This is a genomic window from Marinobacter arenosus, assembly GCF_019264345.1.
GTDB classification, from domain to species: domain Bacteria; phylum Pseudomonadota; class Gammaproteobacteria; order Pseudomonadales; family Oleiphilaceae; genus Marinobacter; species Marinobacter arenosus.
This window is the reverse complement of the sequence record NZ_JAHVAO010000004.1, coordinates 40,225-58,159: the sequence shown is the minus strand read 5'-3', so window position 1 is coordinate 58,159 and position 17,935 is coordinate 40,225. Positions and strand designations below refer to the sequence as shown.

18 protein-coding genes are annotated in these 17,935 nt (G+C 59.2%); 1 reads left to right on the top strand and 17 read right to left on the bottom strand.

What is annotated here, in order from left to right:
- Positions 1–3 precede the first annotated feature (3 nt).
- The 17 genes from KXD86_RS17665 to KXD86_RS17585 all read right to left on the bottom strand — a co-directional run bounded on the left by KXD86_RS17665 (position 4) and on the right by KXD86_RS17585 (position 14,817).
- The gene (locus KXD86_RS17665) at positions 4–804 is read right to left on the bottom strand and encodes a type II secretion system protein (RefSeq protein WP_218637457.1); all 801 of its coding nucleotides are present in this window, start codon (positions 802–804) and stop codon (positions 4–6) included.
- Positions 804–1,304, bottom strand: a complete 501-nt coding sequence (locus KXD86_RS17660; RefSeq protein WP_218637456.1) for a prepilin-type N-terminal cleavage/methylation domain-containing protein — start codon at positions 1,302–1,304, stop codon at positions 804–806. The genes KXD86_RS17665 and KXD86_RS17660 overlap by 1 nt, the downstream gene beginning before the upstream one ends.
- Positions 1,292–1,792: a type II secretion system protein gene (locus KXD86_RS17655; RefSeq protein ID WP_218637455.1), complete on the bottom strand. Its 501-nt coding sequence runs from the start codon at positions 1,790–1,792 to the stop codon at positions 1,292–1,294. The genes KXD86_RS17660 and KXD86_RS17655 overlap by 13 nt, the downstream gene beginning before the upstream one ends.
- Positions 1,770–2,246, bottom strand: coding sequence for a type II secretion system protein (locus KXD86_RS19035; protein WP_218637454.1), 477 nt, complete (start codon positions 2,244–2,246; stop codon positions 1,770–1,772). The genes KXD86_RS17655 and KXD86_RS19035 overlap by 23 nt, the downstream gene beginning before the upstream one ends.
- Positions 2,247–2,280: 34 nt before the next feature.
- Positions 2,281–2,787 carry a prepilin-type N-terminal cleavage/methylation domain-containing protein gene (locus tag KXD86_RS17645; RefSeq protein WP_218637453.1) on the bottom strand — a complete coding sequence of 169 codons (507 nt, stop codon included), beginning with the start codon at positions 2,785–2,787 and terminating at the stop codon, positions 2,281–2,283.
- A gap of 3 nt (positions 2,788–2,790) precedes the next feature.
- Positions 2,791–3,405, bottom strand: coding sequence for a hypothetical protein (locus KXD86_RS17640; RefSeq protein ID WP_312846322.1), 615 nt, complete (start codon positions 3,403–3,405; stop codon positions 2,791–2,793).
- Entirely contained in the window at positions 3,406–4,635 is a 1,230-nt protein-coding gene (locus KXD86_RS17635) for a type II secretion system F family protein (RefSeq protein ID WP_218637452.1), read from the bottom strand.
- Complete coding sequence (locus KXD86_RS17630; RefSeq protein WP_218637451.1) at positions 4,635–6,401, bottom strand: GspE/PulE family protein; 1,767 nt, start codon at positions 6,399–6,401, stop codon at positions 4,635–4,637. The genes KXD86_RS17635 and KXD86_RS17630 overlap by 1 nt, the downstream gene beginning before the upstream one ends.
- Before the next feature lie 2 nt (positions 6,402–6,403).
- Entirely contained in the window at positions 6,404–7,522 is a 1,119-nt protein-coding gene (locus tag KXD86_RS17625; RefSeq protein WP_218637450.1) for a tetratricopeptide repeat protein, read from the bottom strand.
- Complete coding sequence (locus KXD86_RS17620) at positions 7,519–8,358, bottom strand: ExeA family protein (protein ID WP_218637449.1); 840 nt, start codon at positions 8,356–8,358, stop codon at positions 7,519–7,521. Before KXD86_RS17620 ends, KXD86_RS17625 begins: the two co-directional genes overlap by 4 nt.
- A gap of 1 nt (position 8,359) precedes the next feature.
- Entirely contained in the window at positions 8,360–10,087 is a 1,728-nt protein-coding gene (gene mshL / locus KXD86_RS17615) for a pilus (MSHA type) biogenesis protein MshL (RefSeq protein WP_218637448.1), read from the bottom strand.
- On the bottom strand, positions 10,084–10,431 hold the full coding sequence (locus KXD86_RS17610) for a hypothetical protein (RefSeq protein WP_228739676.1): 348 nt from the start codon (positions 10,429–10,431) through the stop codon (positions 10,084–10,086). Before KXD86_RS17610 ends, mshL begins: the two co-directional genes overlap by 4 nt.
- A 1-nt stretch (position 10,432) precedes the next feature.
- The gene (locus KXD86_RS17605; RefSeq protein ID WP_218637447.1) at positions 10,433–11,119 is read right to left on the bottom strand and encodes an MSHA biogenesis protein MshJ; all 687 of its coding nucleotides are present in this window, start codon (positions 11,117–11,119) and stop codon (positions 10,433–10,435) included.
- Positions 11,119–11,724, bottom strand: a complete 606-nt coding sequence (locus KXD86_RS17600; protein WP_218637446.1) for a PilN domain-containing protein — start codon at positions 11,722–11,724, stop codon at positions 11,119–11,121. Before KXD86_RS17600 ends, KXD86_RS17605 begins: the two co-directional genes overlap by 1 nt.
- On the bottom strand, positions 11,721–12,653 hold the full coding sequence (locus KXD86_RS17595) for a type IV pilus biogenesis protein PilM (protein WP_218637445.1): 933 nt from the start codon (positions 12,651–12,653) through the stop codon (positions 11,721–11,723). Before KXD86_RS17595 ends, KXD86_RS17600 begins: the two co-directional genes overlap by 4 nt.
- Positions 12,654–12,863: 210 nt before the next feature.
- The gene (ssb, locus tag KXD86_RS17590; protein WP_218637444.1) at positions 12,864–13,388 is read right to left on the bottom strand and encodes a single-stranded DNA-binding protein; all 525 of its coding nucleotides are present in this window, start codon (positions 13,386–13,388) and stop codon (positions 12,864–12,866) included.
- A 58-nt stretch (positions 13,389–13,446) separates the two neighbouring features.
- Entirely contained in the window at positions 13,447–14,817 is a 1,371-nt protein-coding gene (locus KXD86_RS17585; RefSeq protein ID WP_218637443.1) for an MFS transporter, read from the bottom strand.
- A 184-nt stretch (positions 14,818–15,001) separates the two neighbouring features.
- Here KXD86_RS17585 and uvrA point away from each other — a divergent pair, with 184 nt between their 5' ends.
- Positions 15,002–17,836 (top strand): excinuclease ABC subunit UvrA, encoded by a 2,835-nt coding sequence (gene uvrA / locus KXD86_RS17580; RefSeq protein WP_218637442.1) that lies wholly within the window; start codon positions 15,002–15,004, stop codon positions 17,834–17,836.
- Positions 17,837–17,935 lie beyond the last annotated feature (99 nt).

The following is a 17,935-nucleotide window of genomic DNA, read 5'->3' as shown; positions in this document are numbered from 1 at the left end:
GAATCAGGGGACATTGCGAACCTGAACCTCCTGGCTGACGCTGGTCACTTCACCGGATTGCTGGCTCTGGACCTGGAAACGGAAACTGACAACGCCGCTGCGCTGGAGCGTGGGTGGAACGACCTCAAAATTCAGCGAGCCGGGCACCAGATTACCCGCCACCACCTCTCGCGTCGGCATGGTTGCCGGCAATGCGGCGGCTACAGTGCCCTGAATGCCATAGTCACGATAACGAAACAGGAAACTGCCCTGCTGGCAGATTGTCCGGGGATCCTCGATGACAAAAAACTTTCGTTCCGGCGACTTGGTTGCAAAGCGATGGTTGGCACCGCCATCGAAAGTGACGGTAACCGGCGAGGCGCCAGCAGGGAGTGTCGCTTCGGGAGAAACGGCGCCGGGGCTCACCGTTGAGTAAAGATTGCTGCCGTATCCGTACACCACAACCCTGCCGCTGGCGCTGGCGCCACCAGCCAGCGGCGCCGCCTCGAAAGAGTCTGGGTTTGAGTCGCCCGGAAGGTTCAGGTAATTGGAAACGGCAACAACCGGCATCCATTCGATGCACGAGCCGTCGCCATTGACGCGAATGGATCCCGGCAGCGCTTCACGCAGCGCCCGGCTGACATGTTCACTGATCACAACGGCTGAAAAGGACCGAAGCTGCCGGGAACCGACATCGACTGCCCCCTGGGTTGACAGTGCAACAAAACGAACCGAGATGGTCGCAACGATGGCCAGGAGGACGATCACCATGACCAGTTCGACGAGCGTAAATCCACGAGCTCTGACCGTCAGGAATCCGCCCATCAGAAATTCGCCCTGTAGGCCGAGAAAACAAACCGGCGGTCATCCGGGGCGGATACCAGTACATCGATCCGCTTCGCCTGTGAGGCAGGCAACCCCACCTCCGTGCCGGCACAGGTAACGGACACATCCACCGAAAACCCGGCATAGCCGCTAATGCCACCCAGCGCACTCGCAGGCGGCGCGTCACTGAGGCCATCGTAATCGTCAACGTCGTCGAACGACGCTCGCGTTTCTGCGCCATCCGCTCCAATCGTGCAGGCCCCGGTGTACCGCGGCACGCCCCCCTGGGGGGTCTGCTCATCGTACTTTTTGGACAGGATTTCATCGACGTAAAGCTGCCCGAGGGCAACGGCCCGGGTTTCATTCAAGGGATCGGCGCTACGGCCGGAGATCAACGCAAACGCGCCGACCACGCCGGCGATGGCGATACTGATGATCACGATGGTGATCACCAGCTCGACCAGAGTGGCACCTCGAACCGCGCGCCTCACGGCTGGCATCCCCCGGCATAGACGGCGCCCAGAGAGCTGATGCAGGTCTGGTAAGCGTTTTCGCCATTAAAGATGAGGTTGGTATTGCCGCCGCCAACCACTTCCCCCCTGGCGTTGAAAGTCAGCGTCAGTGGAAGTGGCGCACCATTCAGCGTCGTTCCAGCACGCTCAACGGCAAAGATCCGGGCGTTGGGCGTGCCCGAACCGACGGTAAACTCGAAATTATCGGCCGTCTGATTGATGGTCAACCTGCCTGCAGAATTCCCCGCCAGCGCTGCCTGTTGGGCAAGCAGCGAGGCGGAGGAAAGTTGCTGGGTGGCCAGCAACGGAGAGAACGCGGAGCGACCGGCGAACAATCCAATACCCAGAGCCGACAACACTCCAATCAAAACGATTACGGTCACCAGCTCAACTAATGTAAAGCCCGCTGAAATGCCGTGGAAATCGCTCTTCGTCCTGCCTTCGCAGGGCGCCTTAGCAACCCGTGGCCGGGACATTGATCGCCGTAATAACCGGAGCGGCATTTGCTGCTGCCTCGGTGTAGTCAAAAGAACAAGCGCCATTTGAGATTGTCAAAGTAGTACCAGCCAGACTCAGACCAAAGTCATTTGCGTCGAGCTGCGCCGCTTCTGCGATCCCATTAGTCGCTGTAGCAGCAGTTACTGTAGGGCCATCAGCTTGTGGGTAACCGTTCACCAAAGTGATTTGAGTGCCCTCCAGGTTTACCGGATTGTTTCCGTTTGCCAGATTGGCAGAGTGAGCGATTGCGGACGCTGATTTAACGCTTCCACGAGCCCCCTCAAGAGAAGCAAGCCGTGCGTCTCCGCCCAAATCGGCAAAACGCGGCAACGCAAACGCCGCCAGAATACCCAAGATCACAATCACCATCACCAGTTCGATAAGGGTGAAGCCCTGCTCTTTTTTTGCCGCTACTGCATTCTTCATGTTCATGGTCGTACTCCATTTATTCGCTTGAGTGAGTGTATTAATTGATCGTTGTTGTAATTTCGCCGTTGTCGGCGTCATAACGGATTGTGCTGCCCTGACCATCCAGCTGATAGGTGAAGAGACAATCTCCAGCGGGTGCAGTGACGGCGTAATCCGGTGTGGTACCAGTGATGGTGGGCGCATTGGATTGTAGAACGCCAACCCAGACCTGCTGACAGCGATCCACGGTCATGGAAGGATCCGTCGTGTCGTCGGTGGCTGTCGGCCAGCCATCGGCACTCACGTCGACGTCATCGTTACCGAATCCCTGCACGTTCACGGCCGCAACCGTCAAACCATTCGAAACCCACTGGGTTTTCGTCAGTGCCACGCCAGCCGCCAACGCCCCCGCCGTCGCCTGGATGCTGGATTGATGCGCCTGCTCCGACAGCTGCGCGAATCGCGGCAATGCAAAGGCGGCGAGGATGGCCAGAATGGCAATCACCACCACCAGTTCAATCAGGGTAAATCCTTGTTGTTGCTGTACTGCTCTGTACTGCCTCATTGGTCAGCCTCGTTCCCGGTTTTCTTCGCTCGTTGTGTCAGTACCGGCATCCGTTGCTCGCACTGATTGTTCTGTGAACGACACTGGCATCAATGTGAGGCCCGTTGATCGTTCCCGCTGCTCTCGCTCTCCATTTTTATTGCGGTCTGCAAAATCTGTTGTCACCGTCCAGGCCAGAGGCCGTCCGCCTGGCGCACGCCGCCCGTTCAGGGTTATCGGCTGATTGGGGGTGTAGATTAGCCACCCGTTGCGCCTTCCGGTCACTCCGCTGGGCTCGCCCCGCCAGAAACACCAGGTTCCCGGCTTCGATTCGGGCCGCTGACATAACCCCGAATAATTCGGCCAGTGATGTTTCACGAGCTCAAATGGGTTTATGCCCTCCTGATCTTCCAGGCGCCCGTGGCGACTCAACATTACCTCGGCCCCCTTGATCACCAGTGCCGCCCTCAACTGGTTCACAACCATCTTGGCCGCCTGTTCCTCGGCTTTCCGGGTTTCGCGCTCAAGGGCCTCGAGCAGGAACCAAGCCAGTGCGGCAATAACCACGATCGAGACCGCGAACCGAAACCTTCGGGCCAGCGCCAGGCCGTCCGCGTCAGAACGGTCATGGTCCTGCACTCAGCCCCGCCCCATGGCGGCGGCTCCCAGGTCCCAGATAGGCAGAAACACACCGAGAGCCAGGATCAGCACCAGAATGCCCATTGCCACAATCAGGATGGGTTCGATCGATTCCGCCAGCCGCTTGAGACCGTAGTCCACGTCCTCATCGTAAAAATCCGCCACGTTGTTGAGCATGTCATCGACGGCCCCCGTTTCTTCTCCCACGGCAATCATTTGCAGGATCAGCGGCGTGAACATCTGGCTCTGACGGGCCGTCCGAAGCAGGCTTTCGCCACGCTCGATACTGACACGCATTTCCTTGATATGGCTGGAAATCCACGCGTTGTCAGTGGCGTCAGCCACCACCGTCAACGCGTGGGTAACCGGCATCCCTGCGGCCAACATGGTGGCGAAGTTTCGGGCAAATCGGCTCAGGGTGATCAGCTCCATCAGTGGCCCGATGATGGGCACCCGCAGCTTGTACCGATCCCAGGTCAGCCGCCCCTGCTCGGTCTGTTTCCATTGCCGGAGCAATAGCCCGCACGCTGCTACTGCGAACAACAGCACGTACCAGTAATTCAGCAGGAAACTGGACGTCCCGACAAGCACCTGTGTCAGAAACGGAAGGTCCGCGCCCAACTTGCTGAAGACGGCCGAAAACTTCGGGATAACCAGGAAGTTCACCACCATCAGGGCTGCCAGCAACGCGATCACCACGAACGTTGGGTAGCGCATGGCCTGTTTCAGGCGACGTTTGGTGTCCCGCTCAAGTTCCAGGATTTCCGATAGCCGCTTGAAGGCGTCGTCCAACATGCCTGTGTTTTCACCCACATGAATCATCGCGACAAACAGGTCTGAAAAGACTCTGGGGTGCGCCTGCATGGCCGCTGCCATGGTCGTGCCACCTTCGAGCCTGGAGGTGACGTCTGAGAGAACGTCCGCCAGCAACGGCGAACGGGTCGTTTCCGCCAGCCCACGCATGGTCCGGATCAACGGAATGCCCGCCTTGGTCAAGGCGTGCATCTGCCGGCAGAACACAATCAGTTCGTCCAGTGAGATCTTTCTGCGGAACAGCGGCATGCTGTCCAGGCGATCCGTCAGCGAGATCGGATCCTGACGCTCGTCAATGGTCAACGGCGTGATACCCCGGCGCATCAACTCAGTGGCCGCGGCGTCTGCACTCGCCGCAACCAGGGAGCCCTGCTTTACTGCGCCACGATCATCTTTGCCCCGGTAGCTGAATTGCATCAGCGACTACCTCCAACCGGCTCGTCCGGAATTGGAATCTCCGCACTCTCAGAAAACTCCCCCTCTGAAGTGGCCGCGACTCGAGCCACTTCCTCCAACGTGGTCAAACCCTGCAGCGCATAATCCATGGCACATCGCCCCAGGGGCCGGTAAAGATCGCTCTGGCGTGCTGCCCGGGTAAACGCCGACACATCCTGGCGACGCAAGGCATCGAGCATTTTCTCGTTCATATCGAGCAGCTCATAAACACCCACGCGGCCTTTATAGCCGGTATTGCTGCACTGGTAACAACCCCGTCCCTGCACAAAACCCGCTTCCCGGTCGAGAGGGTCCAGCTCAAAACTGTCGAGCCAGATGGTCTCCTGCTCGGTCGGCTCATAAGCCGCCGAGCAGTTTTCACACACTCGCCGAACCAGGCGCTGGGCAACCACACCAAGCAGCGAACTGGCTACCAGAAAAGGTTGTGCCCCCATATCAATCAGGCGCATAGCGCTGCTGATTGAGTCATTGGTGTGCAGCGTCGATAAGACGAGGTGGCCGGTCATGGCCGCACGCAAACCGATCTCGACGGTTTCCCGGTCACGCATCTCCCCCACCAGGATCACATCCGGGTCCTGACGCAACGCAGACCGCAGAACGCCCGCAAACTCGAGCCCGATCTTCGGGTTCACCTGCACCTGGGTAATCCTCGGTAAGCGGTACTCAACCGGGTCTTCCGCCGTGATGATCTTCAGTTCAGGACGATTCAGCTCACTTAACGCACCGTAGAGCGTGGTCGTCTTACCGCTGCCCGTCGGCCCGGTCACCAGGATCATGCCGTGCGGTTTTCGGATCATCCGGCGGAAGCGTTCCATCAGTTTCGGCGGCATACCCGTTCCATCGAGGTTCAGCATGCCCTGGCTCTGGTCCAGAAGGCGCATTACCACGGATTCGCCATACTGCACCGGCATGGTGGACACCCGAACATCAATGCTGCGGCCCTTCACCCGAACGTTAAACCGACCATCCTGAGGCAGCCGCTTCTCCGAAATATTGAGACCAGCCATCAGCTTGAGGCGCAGGACCAGAGCCGCATTGACACGCTTCTCCTTCATGACCTGCTCCTGGAGTACGCCATCGACCCTCTGGCGGATGCGCACCACCGCTTCATCCGGCTCTATATGGATATCCGAGCTGCGAGCCTGTACCGCGTCTTCGAACAGGGTCTGCAGGAGTTTGACAACCGGCGCTTCCGCGCTCTCCGATTCGGCCGAAAGGCTGGCGAGATCAAAGGCGTCGTCGCCCAGTTCGTCTTCCAGCTCTTCCGCCAGCGAGGCGATTTCTTCAGTGCGGCGGTAGACAAGGTCGATGGTGCTGAGCAGTTCGTTTTCGCGAACCACGGCTTGCCGAACCGGTTGTTTGAGAATACGAACCAGCTCGTCGTAGGCGAAGATATCCAGCGGGTCGGCCATGCCAACCAGCAGTTCACCATTCTGCTCGGCCAGTACGATACTGCGAAACCGCCGAGCCATGGCCTCGGGCAATTTCTTCACCAGCGCGCTGTCGAACTGGTAGTGCCTGAGTTGGACAAAGGGCACTTCAAGCTGTCGGGAAAGAATGTTGAGCAGGTTGTCCTCGTCGACATAACCCAGCTCAATGAGGGTGCGCCCCAGCTTCCGGCCCGTGTGTTTCTGTTCGCGCAGGGCCATCATCAGCTGCTGTTCGGTAATGACCTCGTCCTGTACCAGCAGGTCACCAATACGGATTTTTTTCTTGGGCTCCGTCATTTCTATCCTGCCTGCAGTGATTTCAAACGATTACGGACATAGTCCGCCAGCGAGGGCGATAATCCCGGCAACTGCGCCGCCTGGGCGTAGGCTTTCACGGCTCCGTTCAACTCGCCGCTCGATTCCAGGGCAATGGCCAGGCCCACCCACCAGGCCGGCCGGGAGTCGTCCACCGAGATCAACGCCGACCAGTGTCTGGCGGCTTCCACCGCCTCACCGGATTGCTGCAGCAACGTCGCCAGGGTAACCCGGTATTCCGTGTGCTCCCGAACCGACGGTACCTCACGCAACAGGGCCGCCAGCGCCGATTCCAGTTTCCCCAGCGCCAGCAATGCCCTGGCTTCCAGTAACCGCAGTGCGGGGAATTCCTGCGCCTCGGCATCGGATGCCCAGGGCAGTGCCCGCTCGGGCATGTCCTGAATCAGCATGTTGCGAGCAAACACCTCCCGGCTCACCGGGGCAGTCTGACGGGATGTCAGGTCGGTCAACCGCTGCTCTGCCATCCGGGATTCGCCGGCCCGCAGAAGTCTGGACAGTTCCCGGCTGACCCGCAGATCCACAGCCTCGGGCGTTTCGCGAAACTGTTTCACGGGGTTTTTCGAGGCAGTTCGAGTCACTGACTCTGTCACCTCTGGCGCTGCTACCGCACGCTGAGCCGTCTGTTCTGGCTGGTCAGTCGCCCCTGCTCCCGTGTTTGCCGGCGCTTCAGCTGGAGCGGCTTCCGTTACCTCAGGGACGTCTTCGGTCGCCGGTAACTGCTCGGCCTGCACGGTCGTGTTGTCGATACCCACGGAGGCAGATGCCTCATCGCCGACGGGCTCCGGCACCGGTCCGCCCACCTGTGCCGCCGGCTCAGGCTCACGCGTGGTTGGCTGCGCCTCAGACACGTTCATGGCCGGCGTCGGTGCGGACTTCACCACGACGGGCGCACGATCCTCGTCACGGAACAGGAAGCCGTAAACGGCGGCTGCCGTGAGGGCCGCGACGAGCATGACCGTAACCGGCATCAGCCAGCGCCGTTGTGTCCGGATCGCAGTGGACTGGCCGGTGTAGGCGGCCGCCACACCCGGCCGGTTCTGGCGCTGCTCAGCGGCTCTCAGGGCGTCGTTCAGCAGGCTCATAGCCACCTCGCCAGCAGTCCGGGGGGCCGCACGCTTTCAGTATCACGGACAGCCTGGGCAACATGGCGACGACTCACCTGCCGGTCGCCAACCCCCCAGGCCGCCAGCATGGCTTTGTGGGCCAGGATATTGACCAGGCGCGGAATCCCGTCGGAGGACCGGGCGATCAGGCGCAGGGCAGCTGGGGAGAACAGGTCGCCACCGTTATAACCGGCCTGGGCAACCCGGTGCCGGAGGTACTGGGCCACCGAGTGACGATCCAGGGGCGCCAGACGATAATGGAAGGTAATCCGTTGCCGCAGCTGTCGCAGGCTGTCTTTCTGCAGCAACGCATCCAGTTCTGGCTGCCCGAACAGCACAATCTGCAGCAGTCGAACGCTTTCAGTCTCCAGGTTGGTCAACAGGCGCAAGGCCTCAATCGTCTCTTCCGGCATCGCCTGAGCTTCATCGATGACCAGAACCACCGGCTTCTGTTCCATGGCCAAGCCGATCAATTTCTCATTCAACGCCTTGAGAATCTGATGGGTATTGGCACAGACAGACACATCCACACCCAGCTCTTCAGCCACCGCTTCGTATAGGGTTTCCGGCGTCAGATGTGGATTGGGGATATAGGCCGTATGGGATTTCTGCTCCAGCTCATTAAGCAGGAGCCGGCACAACAGGGTCTTGCCAGTCCCGACTTCACCGGTAATCTTGATGAAACCCTCACGCTCACTCAGGGCAACCAGCAGCAGCTCCAGCGCATCGCTATGGCTGGGCGCCCGCATGAAGTATCGGGTATTGGGCGTCAATGCGAACGGTGCTTCCTGCAGTCCGAAATGGGATTCGTACATGCTAGCGACGGGCTTTCTCCGGTTCCGGGGTCACAGACCTGGACGACTGCAGCAGTTCCCGGAGCACATTCATGCGCTCACGACTGGCGGCGATGTCCGCATTCATACGGGCCGGTTCGGCGACCACAGGTCGTAGCAGGATCACCAGCTCACTCTTGCGGGACTGGAATCTGCGCTGCTTGAAAAGCTCACCAACCACGGGAATGTCGCTGAAGAATGGAACAGCCGAGTTGGTGTCTTCACTGGTGTTCTGAATCAGTCCGCCGATGACAACGATCTGGCCGCTTTCCGCCCGGATCACGCTGTCTGTTTCCCGAACCGTACTGATCGCCAGCGGCAAGGTGACATCGCGCTCGCCGATGGTGATGACCTTGTCCTGGTCGTTCACTTCGCTGACCGACGGATGCACGTGCAAGGTGATGCTGCCGGTCTCGGAAATCTGAGGGGTGACGTCCAGGGAAATCCCGGAAAAGAACGGCGTCAGTTCCACCGAGGTGGAGGTGCTGTCGGCACCGGTCAGGGTTGAGTTGTCATCGTCAAAATCGATGTCTGTGACGAAGAACTCATCGGTGCCGACCTTGATCACCGCTTTCTGGTTGTTGACGGTCGAGATGCGGGGGCTGGACAGAATCTGCACATTGCCCTGCTCACCCAGTAATTCGATAAGGGCGTTAAAATCTCCGGCTCGAACACTGGCCGAGAACAGGCCGCCGATATCGGATGTGCTGATGATCTGCCCCGCCAGCGACTGAGCGGTAAAGTCTTCCGGCAGGCCGTCAGACGCCGTGATTCCGGAGGCGCTTTGCAGATCGGACCAGTTGATCCCCTGTTGATAGCCTTCGTTGAGGATGATCTCAAGAATCTTGGCTTCGAGCACAACCTGGCGCTGCATGATCAATTCGGTACGTCGCAGGTACTCTTCAACCAACCGCAGGTCTTCCGTACCGGCACGTACCATCACCAGGCCGGCGCCCGGGTTCACAATAACCTGCTGGTTGTTGCCATTACCGATGATCATGGTCAGGGCCTGACGGATGTCGGACCAGAAGTTGGATTCGGTTTCTGTCGAAATGGTGGTGCCGATCAGGTTCCGGCTCTCCGAACTCCGGTTGTCGCTGCTGCCATTGGACGATTGGCCATTGCTCTGCGTGCTCGTCACCTGCCCCGAACTGACGCGGGTTTCGGATCCGCCCTTTCGCTTGAAGTGCAGGTAGTCAATCGGAAACATTCGGGTCTGTACCCGATCTGCGTTGACCTTGAACAGACGGCCCGTTCGCTGGATATCCAGGCCATAGAGATCCGCCGAGATCTCCATGACCTCCGGAACGGTCACATCTCGCAGGCGAAGATCAACGATCGTGGTCACGTCGGGGTGCACCACAACGTTATAGCGGGTTCCCGCCACCAGGGATTCAAAGAAACTACCGGCGGGGATATCACTGGCGTTCACATCAAAGCGCTCGTCCAGATCCTCACTTGAGGTCAGAGGCGGCAACAGCGCGGCGCTGACATCCGCGGGCAACGAAGCCGTGGCCGTGGCGGGTTCCGGCTCTTTTGCCGCGCGCTCCTCCGCCTGCGCCAACGTCTTGTCAATATCGTCCGCAACGTCTGTTGACGTCGCGGCGGACGTGCGCAGGAGCGGATTGTTACTGCATGCCGTCAGCGTGACCGCCAACAAAAGCACCGTCAGTGGGTTCGTTTTGATCATGGTAGCCTGTGTGTTGGTCATTGAGTTCTGCGCACCTGGGGTAGCTCATCCAGGTAAAGAGTGCGAATGCGGCCGCGGTCCAACACCTCGACCCGGTCCCGGTAAATCTGGCGCACCCGGACCCCGTCAAAGGCCTGCCCCTCGGCTCGGGGTTCGCCATTGATCACGGCCAACCGCCGTTCCGTGCCCACCAGAATGGATTGCAGCGCCAGATCCGTCATCGGCACCGCCTGGGCCGGCGACTCATCAAACCCCGGCGGCCGCGTCGGGTCCTGAAGCGCGGCAGCGGGGCCGGCAAATGCCAACCAACAGCCAACGAACAAGGGCAAAACGCGCATATGCCTCAAACCTGTTAATTGCGTCATCTCATACTCCCAGCCACGCCGGTTCAAGACTCAGTGTTCTGACCCGAATCACGGCTTCTCCGGACGGCCAGCTTTCCGCATCGTACTCAAGAGCCACCCATCCAAGACGTTCATCCAGTGCTTCCAGGCGCTCAAGGTAAGCCAGTACTTCGAGGTAGCTTCCCCGCACCGTCAACTCCACATCATGGGCGTAAAGTAGTGGCCTGCCCTGCTCCTTAGTCTGATTCACTGTCGCATCCGGCCGCGGTGCATACACCGGGGCAGGCGTTTTCAGTTCGAGAGTCTGGAGATCCAGGGATTCCTGGGCCGACAGCATATCCTTCAACACCGACACCATGGCCCGAGGGGCGATCAACTGGCCGGTGGTCTCCGCAATCTGCCGGTCAAGCCGTGCCAATCTCTCACGACGAGCCGCCAGTTGGTTCCGCAGTTCCTGGGACGGGTCAGCAGCCACCCGATCGTTCAGACTCTGCTGCTGCGTCAGCAAGCTGTCCCTACTGGAGGCAAGTACGCCGATTCGGGACTCCAGGATCTGCTGTTTTGTCAGTGCCGGCGCCACGCCAAGCTCCCAACCAATAAAGGCAAGGAGTGTCAGTACGGTAATTGTGATGAGCACGCGCTCTCGAATCGGACGCTCGTTAAACCATTGCGCTCCGTTCTGCAGAGATTCGTTCCAGGCCTTGGCCATCAGTTGGCCTCCCCGGAGCGTTCCGTTGCCACATGAAAATCGATCCAGCGCCCATCTTCGGGCCGGGAGAGCCGGAACGCGCCAAAGGTCTTGCCGGCGAACGCGGGCTCATTACTCAGGTTCTCAAGATAGGCCGGCACCAGGGCACTCGAACGAGCGCGGCCTTCGATGGTCACCCTGGACTGCAGACCGTCCAGTTGGATGCCCGTCAGCCAGACGTTATCGGGAATCTGGCGCGCCAGGGCAGCCATCTGGGGAGAGAAACGCCCGCCATCATTGAGCACCAGGCCCTCCACCTGTTCCAACAGGCGCTGTCGGCGCAGAAGGGTTTCAGAAACCTGCTCAAGGGTTTTCACAACCTCGGGAGCCGGTTGCCTCGCGCTGACCACCGCAGACAGGCGAGTGATGTCCTGTTCGAGGCCCAGATTCTGCCTTTCGATATCGTTGACCTGTTCCGCCAGCCGGCTGTTCTGATGGCCCACCACCGCACCGGTGACCACCAAGACAATAACCAGAACCGCAACCAGGCCCAGAAAAGTTCCAGCCTGCACGCTCTCTTTGCGAGGCCGCAATTCCTGGACATACAGATTGACCTGCTGATTCACGAACGGTCCCCCTTTGTCCGCACGAGCCCGGCACTCCAGGCCGGCAAGCACCGGCTATCGAGGGGCTGATCCAGTCCCAGAACTGCCCAGTCCAGCATTTGCACGCCCACTGCCACATACGAGGACACCATTGACGCGAGCGGCAACGCGCTGTCTCTGGCAACCATACGAATCGTAGCCGGGGGCACCTGCCCCAACTGACTCTCGTAATAATCCAGTGATCGTTGCATTTCCAGCGCCAGGGTTTGAACCGCACTTTCCTGTCGCGCCACATCCCGGAGGTCCGCGGCCGGAACGTCCAGACGGCGAGACAGGTAGAGTGTGTCCTCCCGGCAAACAATCATCTGACCGTAACTTTCCCGAAGATGGACAAGGGCGATCCCCCGTCTGTTTTCATCAAGAACACTCGCAAGGTTTCGTAAAGCCAGTTCCGCAATGTCGATACGATCCAGCAGAAGATCAGATGCAGCCACCAGAGCGACCAATTCACGCACAAGTGATTTACGCGCGGCCACCACGTTTACCAGCGCGCCGCGTCCCCTGGAGGCATCTTGAGGAAATGGGAACACATCGGACACGACGTCGGTCGGGCTAAAATCCAGAAAATCCTTGAGCTTCCACTTCAGGGCATCGGCCAGTTCCGACTCGTCAACGCCATCGGGGCGCTCCATCTGGAAGACCTGGTACTGATCCAGCGGCAACACGAGCGTGGTTGACGCCCCAGCCCAGCCACGCTGCTTGACCAACTCCTGCAAAGCCTGGGTGCGCTGTGCCGGGCGGCACTCCATGAATCCCACCGGCACGGAAGAGCCCACCACGGTTTCAGCCCAGGCAATGCCATCCGGGCGGACCTCCAGACAGACACGCTGAAGCCCCCGGGACCCACTGAGCAAACCGGTAATCTTTTCTAGGATGGAACGTTGTGTCATAGAGTCTTCAGATAGATTCAGGACCACTCGCCGGGGCTAAGTTTTTATTATTTTGGCCAAAAAATCAGCAATTTTTACATTGGCTTACATAATAGATGAGAAGGTGAACCGAACTCTACGGTTTTCGGTTTATTTCACGTCTTTTTGCATCACCGTAACAAAAAGGCCCCCGGTATACGGGGGCCTTTTGCGAACGATACGAATTCCTTCTTAGAAGGGAATATCGTCGTCAAAGTCATCAACCGGCTCCGGCATGCTGCCCTGGGACGGCTGATTGTAACCACCAGATTGCTGCGGCGGTGGATTGTTGTTCTGCTGACCCGCCGGCGCATTGTAGCCAGATTGCTGCGGACGGCCCGCAGGTGCTCCCTGGTTCATGCCGCCTTCGCCACGACTGTCCAGCATCTGCATCTGGCCGTTGATGTCGACAACCACCTCGGTCGTGTAACGGTCCTGACCATCCTGCCCCTGCCACTTGCGGGTCTGAAGCTTGCCTTCGATATAGACCTTGGACCCTTTGCGGAGAAATTGGCCGGCAACCTCGGCGACCTTGCCAAACAAGACGATCCGGTGCCATTCAGTCTTTGGCACCAGCTGCCCGGTCTGACGATCCTTGTAGCTTTCGTCAGTCGCAAGGTTCAGGTTTACCACGGCATTGCCGTTGGGGGTGTAACGGGTATCCGGATCCTGCCCCAGGTTCCCGATAAGAATGACTTTGTTGACGCCTCGTGCCATGTTCAGCTCCTGACTCTGTTTTCAGGGACGACCCGCGCTCCCTGCGGGCCTCCAAATTTCACGTATTGCTACCGTGCCGGACAAATGAAAAGTCCGCAAGTAACGCTTCATCGAATTGTTGACGATCCACCTTGAGATAGGCAGTAGCGGCATCCTCCACAATCACGACATCCTGAACACCGGGCAACCGGCGCAGGCTATCATCAATATCGTCGTAGGGATTACCACCAACCTGCTGCAACTGTAACACGAAACTGGTGGTGTATCGCGGCGAAGGCATGGTCAAGGCGACCAGCAGCCACACTGCGAGCACTGCAGCCATGAACCACAGAACACCATCAATGCCAAGTTGCCCCAGCAATACCCCGCCCAGCGCCCCACCGAGAAACGCCCCCATGAACTGGGACGTAGAGTAGGCTCCCATCGCCGTGCCCTTGCTCGCCGCGGGCGCCTCCTTGCTGATCAGTGAGGGCAAGCTCGCCTCCAGGAGATTGAACGCCATAAAGAAGAAGAACAGCACGGCCCAGGCGGCAAGGAGTCCCGTTGAAACGGTGGTCAAACCAGCCGTCGCCAATGTCAGTAAGGCAATCGCGCCACAGAGCACCGCCTTCATCTTGCGTTTTTTCTCGCCAATGATGATGAATGGCACCATCGCAAAGAACGACGTCACCATCACAGTGAGGTAAAACCACCAATGGGAACCGCTGGCCAGCCCCAACTGATCCTGCAGAATGGAGGGAAAGACAAGGAACAGCGCAGTCAGAACCAGGTGCAAGGCAAAGATGCCAAAGTCCAGACGAAGCAGGCGGCCATCCGAGAGAACCCGCCCCAGCATCTGGCGGGCCGGGTGGGTATCGGCGCTGAGTTTGTGCTGATGGGGCGTTGGCACCACACGATTCACGATGACCAGCGCCAGGACGGCCAGAGCGGCCGTGGTGTAGAAGATGCCGGATAGCCCCCAGACCGAGCCAATCAGGGGACCAAGGACCAGCGACACAGAAAACGACAACCCGATGGAAATGCCAACCGTCGCCATCGCCTTCGTTCGTTGTTCCTCTCGGGTCAGGTCACTCAACATGGCCATCAACACGCTGGCGATCGCCCCGGCTCCCTGAAGAATCCGACCGAGAATCACAACGTATATCGACTCGGTGGCGCCAGCCAGAACACTGCCGGCGGCAAAGAGGATCAACCCGATGTAAATCATTGGCTTGCGACCAACCCGGTCAGACAGCAAGCCAAAGGGAATCTGCAGCAAGGCCTGGCTGAGCCCATAGGCGCCGATGGCGAATCCAAGCAGAGCCGGCGTGGCGCCCCGAAGATCACTACCCAGCAGCATGAACACGGGCATGACCATAAACAGCCCAAGCATGCGCATGGCGTAGACAGACGCGAGGGCCGAAACCGATCGTTTTTCCAACGCGTTCATGGAAACACTACCTCAGCCGGGGTTGAAAGCGGACTTGCGAGAAGGCACATAGCCTTCGCGGGCCGCGCATTGTAACAGAAGGGGCGCCATCGCGGCACAGTGTCCGATGAGCCGGAACAACCGGCATTTTCGCCGCAGGCGTTCGAACGCGGTATAATTTTCGTTTTTATTTGAGCGAGGTGTTATGGACCATATCCAGATCAAAGGGGCGCGTACCCACAACCTGAAGAATTTCGACCTGGATATGCCTCGGGACAAGCTGATCGTGGTGACCGGACTGTCCGGCTCAGGGAAGTCGTCCCTGGCGTTCGACACACTCTACGCCGAGGGTCAGCGCCGCTATGTGGAATCCCTGTCTACCTATGCCCGGCAGTTCCTGTCGATGATGGAAAAGCCCGACGTCGATCACATCGAAGGTCTTTCTCCAGCCATTTCCATCGAACAGAAATCCACCTCGCACAACCCCCGCTCGACCGTCGGCACCATCACCGAAATATACGATTACCTGCGCTTGCTGTTCGCCCGCGCCGGCGAGCCGCGCTGCCCCGATCACGACCAGCCGCTCGAAGCTCAGACCATCAGCCAGATGGTCGATCAGGTTCTTGCCATGCCAGAGGACAGCAAGCTGATGATACTTGCCCCAGTCATCCGGGACCGCAAGGGCGAGCACCAACAAATTATCGAAACCATGAAAAGCCAGGGTTTCATCCGGCTTCGGGTCGACGGCACCGTCTATGACATTGACGACATTCCTGAGTTGGACAAGAAGCGCAAGCACCAGATTGATGTCGTCGTGGACCGGTTCAAGGTCAAGCCCGGGCTGGAGCAGCGGTTGGCGGAGAGTTTCGAAACCACGCTCGAGCTTGCCGATGGCATTGCACTGGTAGCACCCATGAGCGGTGACGGTGAAGACCAGACTTTCTCGGCCCGCTACGCGTGCAACCTGTGCGGGTATGCGCTCAGCGAACTGGAGCCGCGGATCTTTTCCTTCAACAACCCTGCCGGCGCCTGCCCTACGTGCGACGGCCTCGGCGTCAAACAGTTCTTCGATCCGGAGAAAATCATCCAGCACCCCGAGGCCACATTGGCCGCTGGGGCGATCAAGGGCTGGGATCGCAGAGCGGTTTACTACTTCCAGATGCTCGGCAGTGTCGCCGACCACTACGGCATGGACCTGGAGACACCGTGGGCTGATCTCCCCGAGGACTTCCAGAATGTGCTCCTGCACGGGTCCGGCAAGGAGGACATTCCCTTCCGTTACGTGAACTCGCGCGGCCACATCATGGAAAAGGCCCACCCCTTCGAGGGCATCCTCCCTAATCTTGAACGCCGGTACCGGGAGACCGACTCCCAGAGTATGCGGGAGGAGCTGGCCAGAAACCTCAGTACCCAACCGTGCAAGGACTGTCACGGTTCTCGCCTGCGCCGCAGTGCACGACACGTATTTATCGAAAACCGAAACCTTCCCGAGGTGACCCGCCTCCCGGTAGGCGATGCCCACGATTACTTCGAGCACCTGACCCTGCCGGGCCGCAAGGGCGAAATCGCGGAGAAAATTCTGAAGGAGGTCCGCCAACGGCTCCAGTTTCTGGTGAACGTCGGACTCGAATACCTGACGTTGGAACGGAGCGCCGACACGCTCTCCGGTGGCGAGGCCCAGCGTATCCGACTGGCCAGCCAGATTGGTGCCGGCCTGGTGGGCGTCATGTACATACTGGATGAACCGTCCATTGGCCTGCATCAGCGCGACAACGATCGCCTGCTCGCGACCCTCACCCACCTGCGGGACCTCGGCAATACTGTCATTGTCGTGGAGCACGATGAAGATGCCATCCGGGCGGCCGACCATGTGATCGATATTGGCCCAGGCGCCGGCATCCATGGCGGACAGATCATTGCCCAGGGAACTCCCCAGGACATTCTGGACAACCCCGATTCACTTACCGGGCAATACCTTAACGGCACTCGTGAGATTGCCGTACCCAGCCGGCGAAACCCCGGAACGGGCAAAACACTCACCCTCACTGGAGCGACGGGCAACAACCTTCAGGACGTCACCCTCAACCTGCCGCTGGGCATTATGACCTGCGTCACCGGGGTCTCTGGCTCAGGCAAGTCGACCCTGATCAACAGTACGCTCTACCCGGTGTCGGCTGCAAAACTGAACAAAGCCACCAGCCTCAGTCACGCTCCTTACAAGAGCCTGAAAGGCCTGGATCATCTGGACAAGGTGATCGACATTGATCAGAGCCCAATTGGTCGGACACCTCGCTCGAACCCGGCGACCTATACAGGACTTTTCACGCCCATTCGGGAACTGTTTGCCGGCACCCAGGAAGCCCGGTCGCGGGGCTACAAGCCCGGCCGCTTCTCCTTCAACGTGAAAGGCGGCCGCTGCGAGGCCTGCCAGGGCGACGGCGTCATCAAAGTGGAAATGCACTTCCTGCCAGATGTGTACGTGCCCTGCGACGTCTGCAAAGCCAAGCGCTACAACCGGGAAACGCTGGAAGTCCGCTATAAAGGCAAAAATATCCACGAGGTCCTGGAAATGACCGTCGAAGAGGGCCGAGAGTTCTTTGACGCCGTGCCGTTCCTGGCCCGGAAGCTACAGACCCTGATGGACGTCGGACTCTCCTACATCCGCCTGGGACAGAGTGCAGTGACCCTGTCGGGTGGTGAAGCCCAGCGGGTAAAACTCGCCAAGGAACTGTCGAAGCGCGACACCGGCAAAACCCTGTACATCCTCGACGAACCGACCACGGGGCTGCATTTCTACGATATTCAGCAATTGCTGAACGTCCTTGAGCGCCTGCGGGACCACGGCAACACCATCGTGGTCATTGAACACAATCTGGATGTCATCAAGACCGCAGACTGGATTGTGGACCTCGGCCCGGAAGGCGGCTCAGGTGGCGGTCAGATCATTGCCGAGGGAACCCCGGAGGACGTCGCCGAAAACCCCGCTTCCCACACCGGAAGGTATTTGAAGCCCATGCTGAAAAAGGCCAAAGGCGCGTAACTCCAAAGCGCCTCGGCTTGGGCCATCACGGCTGTAGCCGAGACACAAAAAAACCGGGTACCTTTCGGGACCCGGTTTTTTTGGACTTGTCCGAAGAAC

Coding starts and splice junctions, on each gene's coding strand:
- KXD86_RS17665 (WP_218637457.1), bottom strand. CDS start 804: ATGGGCGGATTCCTGACGGTCAGAGCTCGTGGATTTACGCTCGTCGAA.
- KXD86_RS17635 (WP_218637452.1), bottom strand. CDS start 4,635: ATGCAATTCAGCTACCGGGGCAAAGATGATCGTGGCGCAGTAAAGCAG.
- KXD86_RS17660 (WP_218637456.1), bottom strand. CDS start 1,304: ATGCCAGCCGTGAGGCGCGCGGTTCGAGGTGCCACTCTGGTCGAGCTG.
- mshL (WP_218637448.1), bottom strand. CDS start 10,087: ATGACCAACACACAGGCTACCATGATCAAAACGAACCCACTGACGGTG.
- KXD86_RS17655 (WP_218637455.1), bottom strand. CDS start 1,792: ATGTCCCGGCCACGGGTTGCTAAGGCGCCCTGCGAAGGCAGGACGAAG.
- KXD86_RS17585 (WP_218637443.1), bottom strand. CDS start 14,817: ATGAACGCGTTGGAAAAACGATCGGTTTCGGCCCTCGCGTCTGTCTAC.
- KXD86_RS17645 (WP_218637453.1), bottom strand. CDS start 2,787: ATGAGGCAGTACAGAGCAGTACAGCAACAACAAGGATTTACCCTGATT.
- KXD86_RS17610 (WP_228739676.1), bottom strand. CDS start 10,431: ATGACGCAATTAACAGGTTTGAGGCATATGCGCGTTTTGCCCTTGTTC.
- KXD86_RS17625 (WP_218637450.1), bottom strand. CDS start 7,522: ATGAGCCTGCTGAACGACGCCCTGAGAGCCGCTGAGCAGCGCCAGAAC.
- KXD86_RS17605 (WP_218637447.1), bottom strand. CDS start 11,119: ATGGCCAAGGCCTGGAACGAATCTCTGCAGAACGGAGCGCAATGGTTT.
- KXD86_RS19035 (WP_218637454.1), bottom strand. CDS start 2,246: ATGAACATGAAGAATGCAGTAGCGGCAAAAAAAGAGCAGGGCTTCACC.
- KXD86_RS17630 (WP_218637451.1), bottom strand. CDS start 6,401: ATGACGGAGCCCAAGAAAAAAATCCGTATTGGTGACCTGCTGGTACAG.
- ssb (WP_218637444.1), bottom strand. CDS start 13,388: ATGGCACGAGGCGTCAACAAAGTCATTCTTATCGGGAACCTGGGGCAG.
- KXD86_RS17595 (WP_218637445.1), bottom strand. CDS start 12,653: ATGACACAACGTTCCATCCTAGAAAAGATTACCGGTTTGCTCAGTGGG.
- KXD86_RS17620 (WP_218637449.1), bottom strand. CDS start 8,358: ATGTACGAATCCCATTTCGGACTGCAGGAAGCACCGTTCGCATTGACG.
- uvrA (WP_218637442.1), top strand. CDS start 15,002: ATGGACCATATCCAGATCAAAGGGGCGCGTACCCACAACCTGAAGAAT.